The sequence below is a fragment of the Arthrobacter sp. 2MCAF15 genome (assembly GCF_052115605.1).
Classification (GTDB): domain Bacteria; phylum Actinomycetota; class Actinomycetes; order Actinomycetales; family Micrococcaceae; genus Arthrobacter.
In genome coordinates, this window is sequence record NZ_JBFRGZ010000007.1 from 93,526 (window position 1) to 108,248 (window position 14,723).

General features: G+C 63.1%; 13 protein-coding genes. 8 read left to right on the forward strand and 5 right to left on the reverse strand.

Annotation, left to right across the window (positions count from 1 at the left end):
• Positions 1-128: 128 nt before the first annotated feature.
• From AB4089_RS10175 to dnaA, 5 genes are all read right to left on the reverse strand, one after another.
• Positions 129-689: a DUF721 domain-containing protein gene (locus AB4089_RS10175; protein WP_441409164.1), complete on the reverse strand. Its 561-nt coding sequence runs from the start codon at positions 687-689 to the stop codon at positions 129-131.
• Positions 686-1,888 carry a DNA replication/repair protein RecF gene (gene recF, locus AB4089_RS10180; RefSeq protein WP_441409165.1) on the reverse strand — a complete coding sequence of 401 codons (1,203 nt, stop codon included), beginning with the start codon at positions 1,886-1,888 and terminating at the stop codon, positions 686-688. Before recF ends, AB4089_RS10175 begins: the two co-directional genes overlap by 4 nt.
• A 45-nt stretch (positions 1,889-1,933) precedes the next feature.
• Positions 1,934-2,818: a phosphogluconate dehydrogenase (NAD(+)-dependent, decarboxylating) gene (gene gnd / locus AB4089_RS10185; protein WP_441409166.1), complete on the reverse strand. Its 885-nt coding sequence runs from the start codon at positions 2,816-2,818 to the stop codon at positions 1,934-1,936.
• 102 nt (positions 2,819-2,920) lie between these two features.
• Entirely contained in the window at positions 2,921-4,045 is a 1,125-nt protein-coding gene (gene dnaN / locus AB4089_RS10190; protein WP_441409167.1) for a DNA polymerase III subunit beta, read from the reverse strand.
• Between the two features lie 587 nt (positions 4,046-4,632).
• Positions 4,633-6,054, reverse strand: a complete 1,422-nt coding sequence (dnaA, locus tag AB4089_RS10195; RefSeq protein WP_018775671.1) for a chromosomal replication initiator protein DnaA — start codon at positions 6,052-6,054, stop codon at positions 4,633-4,635.
• A gap of 463 nt (positions 6,055-6,517) precedes the next feature.
• On the opposite strand from dnaA, the gene rpmH reads away from it, so the two are divergent.
• The 8 genes from rpmH to AB4089_RS10235 all read left to right on the forward strand — a co-directional run bounded on the left by rpmH (position 6,518) and on the right by AB4089_RS10235 (position 12,288).
• Positions 6,518-6,655 (forward strand): 50S ribosomal protein L34, encoded by a 138-nt coding sequence (rpmH, locus tag AB4089_RS10200; protein ID WP_003800212.1) that lies wholly within the window; start codon positions 6,518-6,520, stop codon positions 6,653-6,655.
• 41 nt (positions 6,656-6,696) lie between these two features.
• Positions 6,697-7,107 carry a ribonuclease P protein component gene (gene rnpA / locus AB4089_RS10205; protein ID WP_441409168.1) on the forward strand — a complete coding sequence of 137 codons (411 nt, stop codon included), beginning with the start codon at positions 6,697-6,699 and terminating at the stop codon, positions 7,105-7,107.
• Positions 7,100-7,510 (forward strand): membrane protein insertion efficiency factor YidD, encoded by a 411-nt coding sequence (gene yidD, locus AB4089_RS10210; protein WP_441409169.1) that lies wholly within the window; start codon positions 7,100-7,102, stop codon positions 7,508-7,510. The genes rnpA and yidD overlap by 8 nt, the downstream gene beginning before the upstream one ends.
• A 15-nt stretch (positions 7,511-7,525) precedes the next feature.
• A complete protein-coding gene (gene yidC / locus AB4089_RS10215; RefSeq protein ID WP_441409170.1) occupies positions 7,526-8,500 on the forward strand; it encodes a membrane protein insertase YidC in 975 nt (324 codons plus the stop codon).
• Positions 8,500-9,102: a Jag family protein gene (locus tag AB4089_RS10220; RefSeq protein ID WP_441409171.1), complete on the forward strand. Its 603-nt coding sequence runs from the start codon at positions 8,500-8,502 to the stop codon at positions 9,100-9,102. The genes yidC and AB4089_RS10220 overlap by 1 nt, the downstream gene beginning before the upstream one ends.
• Positions 9,103-9,118: 16 nt before the next feature.
• On the forward strand, positions 9,119-9,769 hold the full coding sequence (rsmG, locus tag AB4089_RS10225) for a 16S rRNA (guanine(527)-N(7))-methyltransferase RsmG (RefSeq protein WP_441409172.1): 651 nt from the start codon (positions 9,119-9,121) through the stop codon (positions 9,767-9,769).
• An 87-nt stretch (positions 9,770-9,856) separates the two neighbouring features.
• Complete coding sequence (locus AB4089_RS10230) at positions 9,857-10,924, forward strand: ParA family protein (RefSeq protein WP_441409173.1); 1,068 nt, start codon at positions 9,857-9,859, stop codon at positions 10,922-10,924.
• A 68-nt stretch (positions 10,925-10,992) separates the two neighbouring features.
• Entirely contained in the window at positions 10,993-12,288 is a 1,296-nt protein-coding gene (locus tag AB4089_RS10235; RefSeq protein WP_441409174.1) for a ParB/RepB/Spo0J family partition protein, read from the forward strand.
• Positions 12,289-14,723: the final 2,435 nt, after the last annotated feature.

The following is a 14,723-nucleotide window of genomic DNA, read 5'->3' on the forward strand; positions in this document are numbered from 1 at the left end:
ATTCAGGGTCCAGCCCTAGGGTTCCTATACGGCTCCCGGGCGTTCGAGCGCCCTACACGCCGTTCGCGGATATTTCAAGGGTTTTTGCAAGAAGTGCTTCATATCCCCTGAACGAGATCGGCTTTGGGCTATCCGTAGGTGTCGCGCGGACCGCGGCCGTTGACGGTCCGGAGGCCCTTGCGCCAGCTTGGGGCGGCGGGTCCGAGGACCTGGATGCTGGTGACGACGCCCTCGCCCAGCTCGGTCCGGAATTTTTCCAGCAGGCTGCTGCTGAGCAGCCGCAGCTGGGTGGCCCAGGCCGTGGAATCGGTCCGCACGTGCAAGGTGGTGTCCGTGAAACTCTCAGGCGTGCAGTGCGCCGAAATTTCCGGGCCTACCAGGACGGCCCACTGCGCCATCACGGAGCCCACGGCCACGGGCGAGCTCCAGCCGCGCTCGGCCACGAGACGCCCCACGACCTTTCCCAAGCCCAGCGGATCCCTGCCGGTGCCATGGAACTGGGAGAATCCTCGGGTTCCCCGCGCGGCGCGGGCCGGCTTCTGGGCGCTGGTACCCGATCGCGGAACCGCGCGCCGGATTTCGCCACGGGCCGCGGCAGCGTCGCGCATCCTGTTCAGTGCGGCCTGCGCGGCATCAATGGCGTCGGGATCACGGCCCGGCTGCAGGCCGCCGTCGGTATCCTTATTCATCGATTTTCCTGCTCATCGATTCCTCCCGGGATGACCTTCACCCGCCGTCCGGTCAGTTCCGCCGGGATGTCGGCCTCGACGGCGGCAGTGACCAGCACTTGCTCGGCGCCGGATACTATTGCGGCCAGTTTACGCCGCCGCTGGACGTCCAGTTCGGCAAACACGTCGTCCAGGATCAGGATCGGAGGCGACCCGCCGGTGCGGGCGTCGTCGAGCATGACGTAGTAGGAGGCCAGCCGCAGGGACAGGCACATGGACCACGTTTCTCCATGCGAGGCGTAGCCCTTGGCCGGCGCCGATCCCAGCACAAGCTCAAGCTCGTCGCGGTGCGGTCCCACCAGCGAGATTCCCCGTTCCAGTTCCTTGCGGCGCGCTGCCGCGAAGGCCTGGATGTAGCGGTCTGCGAGCTGATCGACCGAGAGCAGCCGGAGGTCCTCTGACGGCGCGGCGCCGTCGCCGGCGTCTGCCGCCGCCGAAGCGCCGTCGTCATCCAGGATGTCCTGCAGCGTGGAGCGGTACACGGCAGAGGCCTCTTTGGAACCGTCGGTGAGCTGCGCATAGGCCTTGTTCAGGTGAGGTTGCAGGCGGTCCACCAGCTCGAGGCGCGCATGGAGCAGTTCCGCCCCGGCCCGCGCCATGTGCTGGTCCCAGACATCGAGCGTTGCCTCATGGCCCGCACTGAATTTTCCGGCGCGGYCCGACTTGAGCAGTGCGTTGCGCTGCTTCAGGACCCTGTCATAGTCACTCCTGGTCGCGGCGTGGCGCGGCATGAGGCTGACCAGGAGCTCGTCCAGGAAACGGCGGCGGTTGGACGGATCGCCCTTGACCAGCGCCAGATCTTCCGGAGCGAAGAGCACTGTCTGGCAGATGCCGAGCAGGTCCCTGGCGCGGACAGGATTGCTCCGGTTGATCCGTCCCCGGTTGGCCCGCGCCGCATTGATTTCCAGTTCCAGCACGGTGGACTGCTCGCCACGGACCAGCTTGGCCCGGATCATGGCCCGTTCGGCACCAAACCGCAGCAGCGGCGCGTCCGTGCTGACCCGGTGCGAGTTGAGCGTGGCCAGATAGCCGATCGCTTCCATCAGGTTGGTCTTGCCGATGCCGTTGGAGCCCACCAGGACGGTGACCCCGGGCTCAAAACTGAGATCGACCTGGGCGTAGCTACGGAAATCTGTGAGCGAGAGTTTTTCTAGGTACACGCGGGATTCAGGACTTCACACGCAAGATCAATTGGCCCGGCAGAATTACTTGGCCGGCCGTGTCGCGTGGCCGCCGAACTGGTGGCGCAGCGCGGACACCATCTTCATGGCGGGCGAGTTGTCCTCGCGGGAGGAGAACCTGGCGAACAGCGCAGCCGTGATCGCCGGTGCGGGCACGGCGTTGGCAATCGCCTCCTCGACGGTCCAGCGGCCCTCGCCGGAATCCTCGACATAGTCGGAGATCGATTCCAGTCCGGGATCCTCGTCGAGGGCCTTGACCATGAGGTCCAGGAGCCAGGACCGGACAACCGTGCCCTTCTGCCAGGCCCGGAACGTCCCGGGAAGATCAGCGACGATTTCCTTGGCGGCCAAGAGTTCGTACCCCTCGGCGTAGGCCTGCATCAGGCCGTATTCGATCCCGTTGTGGACCATCTTGGCGTAGTGGCCCGCGCCGATGCCGCCCACGTGCACAAAGCTGTCGGCCCGCTCACCGGCGGGACGGAGTGCGTCGAAAACCGGCAGGGCCCGCTCGATATCCGCGGCATCGCCGCCGGCCATGAGGCCGTAGCCGTTCTGGAGGCCCCAGACTCCGCCGGATACGCCGCAATCCGCGAAGCGGATGCCCTTTTCGGCCAGCGCGGCGCCGTGCTTCTGGTCCTCGGTGAACCGGGAGTTGCCGCCGTCGATCACGAGGTCGCCGGCGTCGAGCTTGTTGCCGAGTTCGGTGATCACGGCGTCGGTGATGTCGCCCGAGGGGACCATGACCCAGATGACGCGCGGAGCCGGCACCGCGGCGATGAGTTCGTCCACGCTGGCGACGTCGGTGACGTCGGGGTTGCGGTCAAATCCGGTGACCTCGACCCCGCCGTTGCGCAGGCGTTCGCGCATGTTGAAGCCCATTTTTCCAAGGCCGATTAGTCCGATGTGCATTGGATGAACTCTTTTCTGCGCTGGGGTACTTCGGGGGTGACGTCACCGAACTGACTGGCAGCTGGGGCCGTTTTGAGGACTCAAAACGGCCTTATCTGCGAGTTAGTTGGGCAGCCGGACGGGCATGACGAGGTAGCGGTAGTCGCCCTGGTCCTCGCCCTCGGCGTCCTGCTGGGCCGTGATCATGGCCGGTTTGGGAGCGGTGGTGAAGGAGAAGCGCACAAACTTGGTTTCGATGACGCTCAAGCCCTCGATCAGGTAGTGCGGGTTGAAGGCCACCGTGATGTCCTCACCGGACAACTGGGCTTCGAGCTCTTCGGAGGCCTGCGCGTCCTCGCCGGTGCCGGCGTCCAGGTGCAGCTGGCCCTGCGTGAAGGCGAGCCGGACAGGGGTGTTTCGCTCGGCCACGAGCGAGACGCGGCGCACGGCCTCCACCAGTTCCTGGGTCTGCACGGTGGCATGGATGGGCGTGGAATCCGGGAAGAGCGAACGGATCTTGGGGTAGTCCCCGTCGACCAGGAGCGACGTGGTGGTCCTGCCGCCGCTTTCGAAACCGATCAGCCGGCTGTCGTCGTCGGCCAGGGCGATGTTGATGTCGCCGCTGCTGCCAAGCGTTTTGGCTACTTCGTTCAGTGTCTTGGCCTTGACCAGGGCGCTGGTGGAAATGCCCGGGGTCACCGGCTTCCACGGGACTTCGCGCATGGCCAGGCGGTAGCGGTCGGTGGCCAGGAGGGTGATGAGATCGTCCTCAATTTCCATCCGCACGCCGGTCAGGATGGGCAGCGTGTCGTCCTTGCTGGCCGCGATGATCACCTGGGAAACCGCCTGGGCAAAAGAATCTCCGGGAACGGTGCCGCTGATGGTCGGCAGGGCCGGCAGCGGCGGGTATTCGGCCTCGGGCATCGTGGCTAGGTGGAAGCTGCTTCGGCGGCAGGTGAGTGTCACCTTGTTGCCATCGGTCTCGACCTCGACGGGGGCGGAGGGAAGGCTGCGGCAGATGTCCGCGAGCAGCCGGCCGGAGACCAGGATGGTGCCTTCGGTGGTGATGTCAGCAGGGATTTCGAGCCTTGCGGAGGTCTCGTAATCGAAGCTCGAGAGGCTGACGGTGCCGGCTTCAGCCTTCAGGAGCAGGCCTGAAAGGACGGGAACAGGCGGCCGCGGAGACAACGACCGGGCGGTCCATGTCACGGCTTCTGCCAGGACGTCCCGTTCGACTCTGAACTTCACGGAAGGGTGCCGCCTTTCATTGCTTCTGTTAGTGCTGAAAATAGCTGGAACTGCTCAAGCTGCCGCGGACCCCGGCAGGGATGCCGAAAGCCGTCAACAAGGGAATCGCCCGCCCACCCCGGGTCTCATGGCCCGGTAGGGAACCACAAAAGATGTCCGGGACGGACGCACTGCAGACAGCTTAGCCCCAAGGCGAGCGTTTCTCCCATCCCCGGCTTACAACAGTGTTGTTCGCGGGGCCGGTCTCCTGCGCCGGTCCGGAACGGGCCTGGGCGCTGTCCGGGGGTGGGAAGGAGATTGTTGTTTGAGGGAATTTCATTTTCTTGGGATTAGTAGTGTTAATAACTGCTGTGGAAACTGTGGATAACTCGATCCGGCCTCGGAAATCCGCGGTTAAGCCCTGTTCATGGATTGTGGGTGGAGCAGGTTTTAAACAGGGTGTGGATGGGGACAAGATTTTCGGCCGATTCGGCGATCCACAGGCGCCTTAAGGGTTTTAAGCCCATTAACCGCGGTTGTCCCCTTAAGTATCCACAGGGTTGTCCACAGGGCCCTGTTAATAAGGTAAGAGTGCGCCGAGGGACGGCTCAGGAATTGCGCTGCTGCTGCTTGATCCGGTTGGTCAGCTCGGTCACCTGGTTGTAGATGACCCGGCGCTCGGCCATCAGTTCGCGGATCTTGCGGTCGGCGTGGATCACGGTGGTGTGGTCGCGGCCGCCCAGCTCCTGCCCGATCTTGGGCAGGGACATATCGGTGAGTTCCCGGCACAGGTACATGGCGATCTGCCGCGCCGTCACCAGCGTGCGGGTGCGCGACTTGCTGCAGAGCTCTTCCATGCTGAGCTTGAAGTAGTCGGCTGTCTGCGTGAGGATCTGGGCCGAGGTGATTTCCTGGGCACCGTCGTCGGTGATGAGGTCCTTGAGGACCATCTCGGCTAGGGCCACATCGACGGGCTGCCGGTTCAGGCTGGCGAAGGCGGTGACGCGGATGAGGGCGCCCTCAAGCTCGCGGATATTGCTGGAGATCTTCGAGGCGATGTATTCCAGGGCATCATCCGGGGCGGAAAGGCCTTCGCTGAGGGCCTTCTTCCGGAGGATCGCGATGCGGGTCTCGAGTTCGGGCGGCTGGATGTCAGTCAGCAGGCCCCACTCGAAGCGCGACTTCATGCGGTCTTCGAAACCGGCGAGCAGCTTCGGCGGCTGGTCCGAGGTGATGACCACCTGCTTGTTGTTGTTGTGCAGGGCATTGAATGTGTGGAAGAACTCCTCCAGCGTCCGGTCCTTGCCGGCCAGGAACTGGATGTCGTCGATCAGCAGCACGTCCACGTTGCGGTACGTGGTCTTGAAGCTGGTGCCTTCATCGTCGCGGATGGAGTTGATGAAGTCGTTGGTGAATTCCTCGGAGTTGACATAGCGGACCCGGATCCCGCTGTAGAGCCGGCGCGCATAGTGGCCGATCGCGTGCAGCAGATGGGTTTTGCCCAGTCCTGAGTCGCCGTAGATGAACAGCGGGTTGTATGCCTTGGCCGGCGCTTCGGCCACAGCCACGGCCGCCGCATGGGCGAACCGGTTGGAGGACCCGATCACGAAGGTGTCGAAGACGTACTTCGGATTGAGGCGGCCGAATTCGTGGGAGGTGCTCGGCAGCATCGGCTGCGGCTTCAGCTCCACGGTGGGGTCGGCGGCCAGGGAAAGTTCGACGGCGGGTTCGGGTTCCGTGTGCAGGGGCACCAGATCGGTGTCGACGTCGATCGCGCAGCGGATCTCGTCCGAGAAAACGCTGCGGAGCGCGTCGTCGAGCGCTTCCTTGACCTGGGTCTGCAGTACCTCGCGGGTGAGTTCATTGGGGACGGCCACCAGAAGGGTGGAACCGATCAGGCCCTGGGCCTGGGCGAGGATAACGAAGCCGCGCTGCCGGGGAGAGACACGGTGGTCGTTCTCCAGGAGGCTCACAACCCGCCGCCAGGAACTTCCGACAGTGTTGGCTTGGTTGGCTTCGTCTACTGTCATCAATCAGTTCCTCAAACTTGCTGGCCTGCATTACGTGCATCCACGCGGTCCGGAGCTGTACGCCGGCCCGGCTCAATCCACAGGGTTATGCACAGTCCGTGGATAAGGGGTTACTGAGACACTGTAGGGGATGAAAACGCTAGAAGATAGCTGGGTTCAGTCCTGTGGATAATTACACCGTTGTTGTTCTCAAACGGGGCGCGTGACGCACTTCATCCACAGGCTGGCAGGTGGGTTAGCCACAGCTGGGGAAAGGTTGCCGAACCCCCGCCGGTTTGACTCTGGAGGGCGGCAAGCCCTAACGTTGTGAAGTCCCATGTGTACGCTTTTCGCCTCATCTGAATCTTTCCCGACGCCCGCGTCGTGCGAGTTACGAGGGAAGTGGCACATACCAAAACTTAGCGTCGGCCAGTTCTTCCCCTTGATCGGGTGGGCGCACCTTTGATCCACTGGAGTAACTAACGTGAGCAAGCGGACTTTTCAGCCGAATAACCGCCGTCGAGCCAAGAAGCACGGCTTCCGCCTTCGTATGCGTACCCGTGCCGGCCGTGCCATCCTGGCAGCCCGTCGTGGCAAGGGCCGCACCGAACTGTCGGCCTAAATAACTGACTCGTCGGTCTGTATCCCTGTGCGAGTTGAACGGTGCTAGCCACCAGGAACCGACTGCGGACATCAACCGATTTTTCAACAACTGTACGTTCCGGTGTCCGCAATGGACGCCGGAACGTAGTGTTATATGCGGCAGCTCTGGCTGCCGATGAACCAAGCCGGATCGGATTCATCGTTTCCAAGAGTGTCGGGAACGCTGTTGTCAGGAACCTCGTTAAGAGGAGACTGAGAGAAGCCGGTGCATTGTCGTTGCAGAAATACGGCAGCGGGTTCGCCATCGTCGTACGGGCATTGCCCGCCGCGGCGGGGGCCAGCTGGGATCAGTTGCTCGCCGACTATGACGCCGCGTTGGAAACGACCATGAAACGGCTGGGCAACCGCCTTCCACAGGCTGCATCACCAGGTTCTTACGAGACAACACAGGAAGGGACCCCGCGTGCGTAACTCAACTGCCGCCGTCGTCCCCCGCCTGCTCGTTGCAATGCCCGGAACGGTCCTGAGCCGGCTGGCCACTGCCGTCTGGAACCTGCCCCGCAACATCCTCATCCTGCTGCTGATGGCTTACCGCAAGGTGATTTCACCCTTGTACGGCCAGGTCTGCCGCTTCTTTCCCTCCTGCTCGGCCTATGCCCTTGAGGCGATCACGGTGCACGGAGCCGTGAAAGGAAGCTGGCTGGCTACCAGGCGCCTGTTGCGCTGCCACCCATGGAATGCCGGCGGAGTGGACCATGTCCCCGCCGGGCACCGGGAATGGCCGGCCGACCACACCCCCACAATTGTTGTGCTGAACAATCCGGACAAGTACTTGGCTGCTCAGCCTGATGGAGAAGGCCGCACTGCGGCCTGACGAATAGGGAATCGTATGGATATCTTTGGAACACTCTTGGCCCCGTTCAAATGGTTGGTCTCAGCCATCATGGTGGGCTTCCACGACGGGCTGAGCGCCATCGGCATGCCGGCGGCCAGTGGCTGGACGTGGACCTTTGCCATCATCGGGCTGGTGTTGGTGATCCGCGCAGCCCTGATTCCCGTCTTCGTCAAGCAGATCAAGGCCCAGCGTGGAATGCAGCTGCTGCAGCCGGACCTGAAGAAAATGCAGGACAAGTACAAGGGCAAGACCGACCAGCTGTCCCGCCAGGCCATGGCGCAGGAACAGATGGCCCTGTACAAGAAGCACGGCACCAACCCCTTCTYGGCCTGCCTGCCCATGCTGATCCAGATGCCGTTCTTCTTCGCGCTCTTCCAGGTACTTTCGGGCATCACGGCGGCCGCCAACAAGGGCGAGGGAATCGGGGCAATGAGCCACGAGCAGGTAGTGCAGTTCGACCAGTCCACGATTTTCGGTGCCCCGCTCTCGGCATCGCTGCTGCACGGCGGCGGCGGCAACCAAACGTCCGTGTGGATTCTCTCCATCGTGATGATCCTGGCCATGACGGCCTCGCAGTTCATCACGCAAAAGCAGATCATGGCCAAGAACATGTCCGAAGAGGCCCTGGCGAGCCCGTTCATGCGCCAGCAGAAAATGATGCTCTACATCCTGCCGATCGTGTTCGGCGTGGGTGGCATCAACTTCCCCATCGGCGTATTGATCTACTGGACCACTACCAACCTCTGGACCATGGGACAGCAGTTCTTCGTGATCCGCCGGATGCCGACGCCGGGTTCCCCAGCCGCCAAGGCTCTCGCCGAGCGCCGGGCGGCCAGGGGCCTTCCCGCACTGCCCCTCCTGGGTGGAAAGAAGGCCGACGCCGAGGCAGCGGAGGCCTCCGCTGCGACCGCCGTGGAAGCCAAGACCCAGCGCGTCCAGCCGCAACGTAAGAACAGGAAGAGGAAGTAATGTCCGCCGAGAGCACCGAACACGCTATTTCCGCCGAGTTTGAGGACGACCGGGACGACGCCCAGGAGGCAGTCCTGGACGGGTCGCAGGACTCGTCGAAGGGTGCGGAGGCCGGCGCCGGCAAGAGCGTCACCGCCAGCCGCCTCGAAGAAGAGGGCGACGTCGCCGCGGACTACCTCGAGGAACTGCTGGACATCGCTGACATCGACGGCGACATCGACATCGAGGTCCGCAACGGGCGCACGTACATCTCGATCGTGGCCGAAGAGGAATCAGCCGGGCTGGAAGGCCTTGTGGGCCGCGACGGAGAAGTCCTTGAGGCGCTCCAGGAGCTGACGCGGCTCGCCGTCCTGTCCGCCACCGAGAACCGGTCCAGGCTGGTGCTGGACATCAACGGCTACCGCGCCGAGCGTGCCGGCGACTTGCAGAAGATTGCCGAAGACGCCGCCGCCGCGGTCAAGGAATCCGGCGAGGCTGTTGCCCTGGCTCCGATGAGTGCCTATGAGCGCAAAATCGTGCACGACGCCGTCGCCGATTTGGGGCTCGTCAGCGAGTCCGAAGGCGAAGGCGCAGACCGGCACATCGTTGTTTCCGCAGACTGAACCGTTGACTAGCTTGATGGTTGAAATTACCGCTCCGGAACTCAAAGCAGCAGAGTCCATCTTTGGTGACCGCCTGGACCTGGCTAAGCGCTACGTGGAACACCTGGCGACATCCGGCACCGAGCGGGGACTGATTGGTCCCCGCGAAGTGCCGCGGCTGTGGAGCCGGCACGTGCTCAACTGCGCCGTCATCGAGAGCCAGATTGCCCACGGCAGCCACGTCGCCGACGTCGGCAGCGGGGCCGGACTGCCCGGCCTGTGTCTGGCCATCGCCCGGCCGGATCTGGAACTGACCCTGATCGAACCGCTGGAACGCCGTGTCATCTGGCTCCAGGAAGTTGTGGATGATCTCGGCCTCGAGAACGTCACCATCATGCGCACCCGTGCCGAACTGGCTGTGGGACTCGTGAACGCCGACGTCGTGACTGCCCGTGCGGTATCCGCGCTGTCCAATCTCGCGGGCTTGACCATTCCGCTGCTGGCCGGTAAGGGCGAAGTTGTTGCCATCAAGGGACGCAGCGCCGGCGAGGAAATCGAAAAGGCCGCCAAGGTTATCCGAAAGCTGGGTGGCATTGAGACTTCCGTGGTTGTGGTGGGTGAGGACCTGCTCGAGGAACCCACCACTGTTGTCCGAATAGTAGTGAACAAGCCTCAAAAGATTGCCTAGCACCGGCCCCGGTGCCCGGGGAGTCTGAGGGGAAGAGGTTAGGCTAGTAACCGGCAGTAAAAGCCGAATGAGAGTGAGCGTGTCATAGTGAGCAGTAGCGAGGCCTCCACACAACGGATCCCGCCGTTTATGTCCCTGGGGTCCGCACGGGCGTTTGCCGCTCCTTCAGCCGCTTTTGACTTCGGCGGAAATCACACGTCTTCGGTTGCAAAGGCTTCCGGGATGGCCGGTGTTTCACGTGAAACATCTCTTACCCACACGGGCAACGTCCTGGACTCCATTGACGATTCCAGTCCCATCGCCCGGGAGCTCGCGCACGAAAACAAGCGCCGCGAGCGGTTGCTCGGCCGGAAGTTGCCCAAGCCTGAGAAAACCCGCATCTTCACCGTTTCCAACCAGAAGGGCGGCGTCGGTAAGACGACGACGACCGTAAACATCGCCGCTGCCTTGGCGGCCGCCGGCCTGAACGTGCTCGTGATCGACATCGATCCGCAGGGCAACGCCTCGACTGCCCTGGGAATCGAGCACCACGCCGACGTCGACAGCATCTACGATGTCCTGATCAATGATGTCCCGCTGAAGGACGTTGTGGCCCCGTGCCCGGACATTGACAACCTGATCTGTGCTCCCGCCACCATCCACCTTGCCGGCGCCGAAATCGAACTCGTCAGCCTGGTGGCCCGGGAGCAGCGGCTGCGCCGCGCCATCGATGTGTATTCCAAGGAGCGCGCCAAGAATGGCGAAGAGCGGCTGGACTACATCTTCATTGACTGCCCGCCGAGCCTTGGACTCCTGACGGTGAATGCCTTCTGCGCCGCCGGCGAAGTCCTCATCCCGATCCAGTGCGAGTACTACGCGCTCGAGGGCCTCAGCCAGCTTCTGAAGAACATCGAGATGATCCAAAAGCACCTGAACGCCGATCTGGTTGTCTCCACGATTCTCCTGACCATGTATGACGGCCGCACCAACCTCGCCGCCCAGGTGGCAGCCGAGGTCCGGGAGCACTTCCCGCAGCAGGTGCTCGGTGCCGTGGTGCCGCGCTCGGTCCGTATTTCCGAAGCGCCGAGCTACCAGCAGACTGTCATGACGTATGACCCTTCTTCCAGCGGTGCCCTGTCCTATCTGGAAGCCGCAGCGGAAATCGCGGAACGTTAGAATCTTTTCAAGAATTGCACTAACCAGAGCCAGGTGAATCCCGGCTCTTCCACTGGAGGGATCTATCCATGAGCGATAAGCGACGCGGCCTCGGCCGTGGACTTGGCGCACTCATTCCAAGTTCCGCCGCGGCCAGCGCCTCCGGAAACGGTGCCGCCCCATCCAGGCCTGTGGATCTGTTCTTTCCCGAAGCCCGCAAGAAGACATCCGACGCCGAGCCGTTCCTGGACACTCCTGTCCCCGAGGCCTCAGTTTCCGAGGCGGCCGCCAAGACCCGCGCGTCCTCTGCTGCGACTGTTGAAGCTCCTGCAGACGACGTGACCGACGGCGCCGACGGTGCCGCCGAGATTGTCGGCGCTGACGGCGCTTCTGGCGCTGGCGCCGGCGCCGGGTCGGCTGCGTCCAAGAAGGCACCGGCCCGCAAGACTGCTGCCCCGAAGTCTTCACCTGCTGCTGCCAAGCCTGCTGAGCCCAACGCCGACGAACAGTTGCCGTTCGAGTCATCTTCCGAGCAGCGCGACAAAGACGCCGTTGAACTCGTGGACGTGCCCGGTGTCCGGTTTGCCGAAATTCCGGTCACGGACATCCACCCCAACCGTAAACAGCCCCGTTCCGTCTTCGATGAGGACGACATGGCCGAGCTGGTGCACTCTGTCCGGGAAATCGGCGTCCTCCAGCCAATTGTGGTCCGTACATCAACCGAAGAGGGTGGCGAGCCCTACGAGCTCGTCATGGGTGAACGCCGCTGGCGGGCAGTACAGGCCGCGGGGCTGGAAACTATTCCCGCGATTGTCCGTGACACCACCGATGATGACCTTCTACGCGACGCTCTGCTGGAGAACCTGCACCGCAGCCAGCTGAATCCCCTCGAAGAGGCAGCGGCCTACCAACAGCTTCTTGAAGATTTCGGGACCACACACGAACAGCTTGCGGACCGGATCGGGCGTTCAAGGCCCCAGGTGTCCAACACGCTCCGTCTCCTGAAGCTTCCGCCGCTGGTCCAGCGTCGTGTTGCCGCAAACGTGATCTCGGCAGGCCACGCACGCGCATTGCTGGCACTCCCGGATGCTGCGGCCATGGAGCGGCTGGCGCAGAAGATTGTTTCGGAAGGTATGTCGGTCCGGGCGACCGAAGAAGCCGTGACTTTGTATCAGAGCCCCGCCGCGCCGACCAAGAACAACATCCCGCGACCGGGCGCCCGCCACGAGCGCCTGGATTACCTGGCATCGTCGCTCTCCGATCGCCTTGATACGAATGTCAAGATCTCCCTCGGCGCACGCAAGGGACGGGTCAGCATTGAGTTCGCCAGCGTCGAGGACCTGAACCGCATCATGGATGTCCTGACGCCCGGGACGCCCAGCTAGGTCACCGACAGCTTCGTAGTCCCTGGAGGGTCTGTTTCACGTGAAACAGACCTTCCTTTTTGTTGGCGCCCATGCTCTTGCTGGTGGTGATGGTGTGCCGTTGACGATGTTCCGCCTGTATCGCCGATTTCCGTGGAGGACTCTCCGCTTGTCCCCGCCCTTGGCCCAGCTGCCGGGATGCCCCGGTCTCTATAGTGGTGGCAAACCGCGTCTCAGTGTTGTCCTTGCAGTTTGGGGACGGAACTCGTGCTGGTGGCGAGGTAACCCCAAGCTGCCGTCGGGACCTGTTGACGGCACGGATACTGATTGCGATCCCGCCCTGGGCGCGGCCTGCTCTCGTACGTGTGCGCGCAACTTCATGGCGAGACAATTGCGGCGCAGCGCTATGAGGTGAATGGGGGCGAAACGCCCTCATTGGAGTGGCCCGACGCCTGCCTTGGGGGTGGTCGCTCTCCTTGGGGGCGCGTCGCCTGCCTTGGGGGTGGTCGCTCTCCTTGGGGGTGGTCGCTCTCCTTGGGGGCGCGTCGCCTGCCTTGGGGGTGGTCGCTCTCCTTGGGGGCGCGTCGCCTGCCTCGGGGGTGGTCGCTCTCCTTGGGGGCGCGTCGCCTGCCTCGGGGGTGGTCGCTCTCCTTGGGGGCGCGTCGCCTGCCTTGGGGATGGTCGCCTTTTGAACTAGGTGGGCCAGGTCTTCCTGTGGGACAGGATGCGGCCCTTGGTTTTGCTGCTTGTGCGGCCAGATCGCTTCGCCTAGGGCAATTGCGTCCCTGTACGCTTCGATGTAGGCCGCGAGCTGCAGCAGGCCATTGCCGGCCAGGAACTACTGTATGAAATCGGCGCCGGGGGCCCTGCTGTCGTAACCGGGCGCCACTCCTGGCGTCGTGTCCCTGCGATCCGAACTGAAGGATCCATGTTTCACGTGAAACAGGATCGCCCCCGTTTCACGTGAAACCAAGCAGGATGAACCCGCCTAACGGACCCTTTTGGACGCGGACACTAGGTGGGTAGTCGACCCGCCCAACATGCGATTGCGGAACTCTCTGAGCGTATGACCCGCCGGCCCTTAGTCGCCCTTGTCAGCGTACGGACTTCCTCCGGTTGTCAGTGATCGAGCCGGGAGGGCGCGAACCGGCTGGAAAGGCTCCTCCGCACTTCTGGCCGGTGAGGCAGATTTTGAAATCTACTTCTCTTAAAATCGACTTCCTTGGACCGCAAACCATGCCTCTGCTGGTCGCGAAAAGGAGTTCTATTCCCAGGAGAGTGGAAGCTGCCGGGGAACTGGGGCGACATGGCACGCCTTCCGGGGTTACTCCTGCGCCCTCCACAACACATCCTTCGTCCGTTCCAGCCGACGCGGGTACGGGACAGGCCAATCAATAGCCACAGCAGTTCCGCGGATACCTGCGGGGCAACTGCAGAGCAGAGTAGACCAACTTGGGACGGCTGAATCGACATGCGTAGACGTCCTGTGCGCACACTCCCCCTGTGGCGTATTCCGCCGCAGTCGACCCATGATTCCCTCCACAACGGCGTCGGTCGCCGTTACCTGGATACATTCAGCACAGTCCAGAGTCCAGCGAAGTTCAATGGACTCTCGACTGCATTGCGCCGGTCTGGTCTGGATGGAGCTGGACTGAACTGCACTTCGTCGTAGTGCGCTGGCTGTATTGCGTTGCACCTGTGGACCGCAAGGGGGCGAAGTGGATCCAGTGGATGCGGCGCATGCCGGCGGCCCACGGAGTGTGGTCAGTCTTGGAGGGCAATGGAGCGGGCAACGTCTCGCCTCTCGTGCGTGCCCTCCAGCGTGCCCTCCAGCGTTCCCTTATGCCGAGACGCGCCCGTGGAGACCCCCCAAGGCCTGCAAGTCGCTTGATGTGTGCCGGCCGAGCAGACCCAAACGGTAGGCGTTCGAGGCGCTGGTCGAATGAGGTTGAGCCTGCGTGTGGGTGCTACGGTCTGGCAGAGTAGGGAGAACTCACCAGCGTTACGCTTCCTCTGTAAAACACCAGGCTGTAGCCCTCGTGCCCTGAGTCGATACTCCCACGAATAACACTGAGTCTCGCCACAGTGCCGAACGCTGATTTCCCGTCGCGCCCCCAAGCCGGCAACTCTCGTCTACGTGCCCAGAGTTGAGACAAGCAAGACACGGAGCTCTCGCCCACCTGCTATCCGCCAGCCTCCGCCGTCCGTAAATCACTACTATCGACCACGCGCCGAGAGCTGAGGTTTCAATCCATTCGTCCAGTCCGCGACTTCCTGCCCATGGCCGCAAGCCCTCCGTCACCACACCGCCCCAGAGGCCATGTGCCAACTCTGCTTGTTCTTGATGTTGGGACCCTTCCTGGTCAGGTCTCCGTTTGGCTCTGATCGTCGGTCTAGTGGGCCGGACGGGAGCCCCCTATGGAGATGCCAGGACGGCTTCGATGCCCCCGGGAGAT

Coding starts and splice junctions, on each gene's coding strand:
- AB4089_RS10175 (WP_441409164.1), bottom strand. CDS start 689: ATGAATAAGGATACCGACGGCGGCCTGCAGCCGGGCCGTGATCCCGAC.
- gnd (WP_441409166.1), bottom strand. CDS start 2,818: ATGCACATCGGACTAATCGGCCTTGGAAAAATGGGCTTCAACATGCGC.
- AB4089_RS10220 (WP_441409171.1), top strand. CDS start 8,500: ATGTCCGCCGAGAGCACCGAACACGCTATTTCCGCCGAGTTTGAGGAC.
- dnaA (WP_018775671.1), bottom strand. CDS start 6,054: ATGACAGTAGACGAAGCCAACCAAGCCAACACTGTCGGAAGTTCCTGG.
- rsmG (WP_441409172.1), top strand. CDS start 9,119: ATGGTTGAAATTACCGCTCCGGAACTCAAAGCAGCAGAGTCCATCTTT.
- AB4089_RS10235 (WP_441409174.1), top strand. CDS start 10,993: ATGAGCGATAAGCGACGCGGCCTCGGCCGTGGACTTGGCGCACTCATT.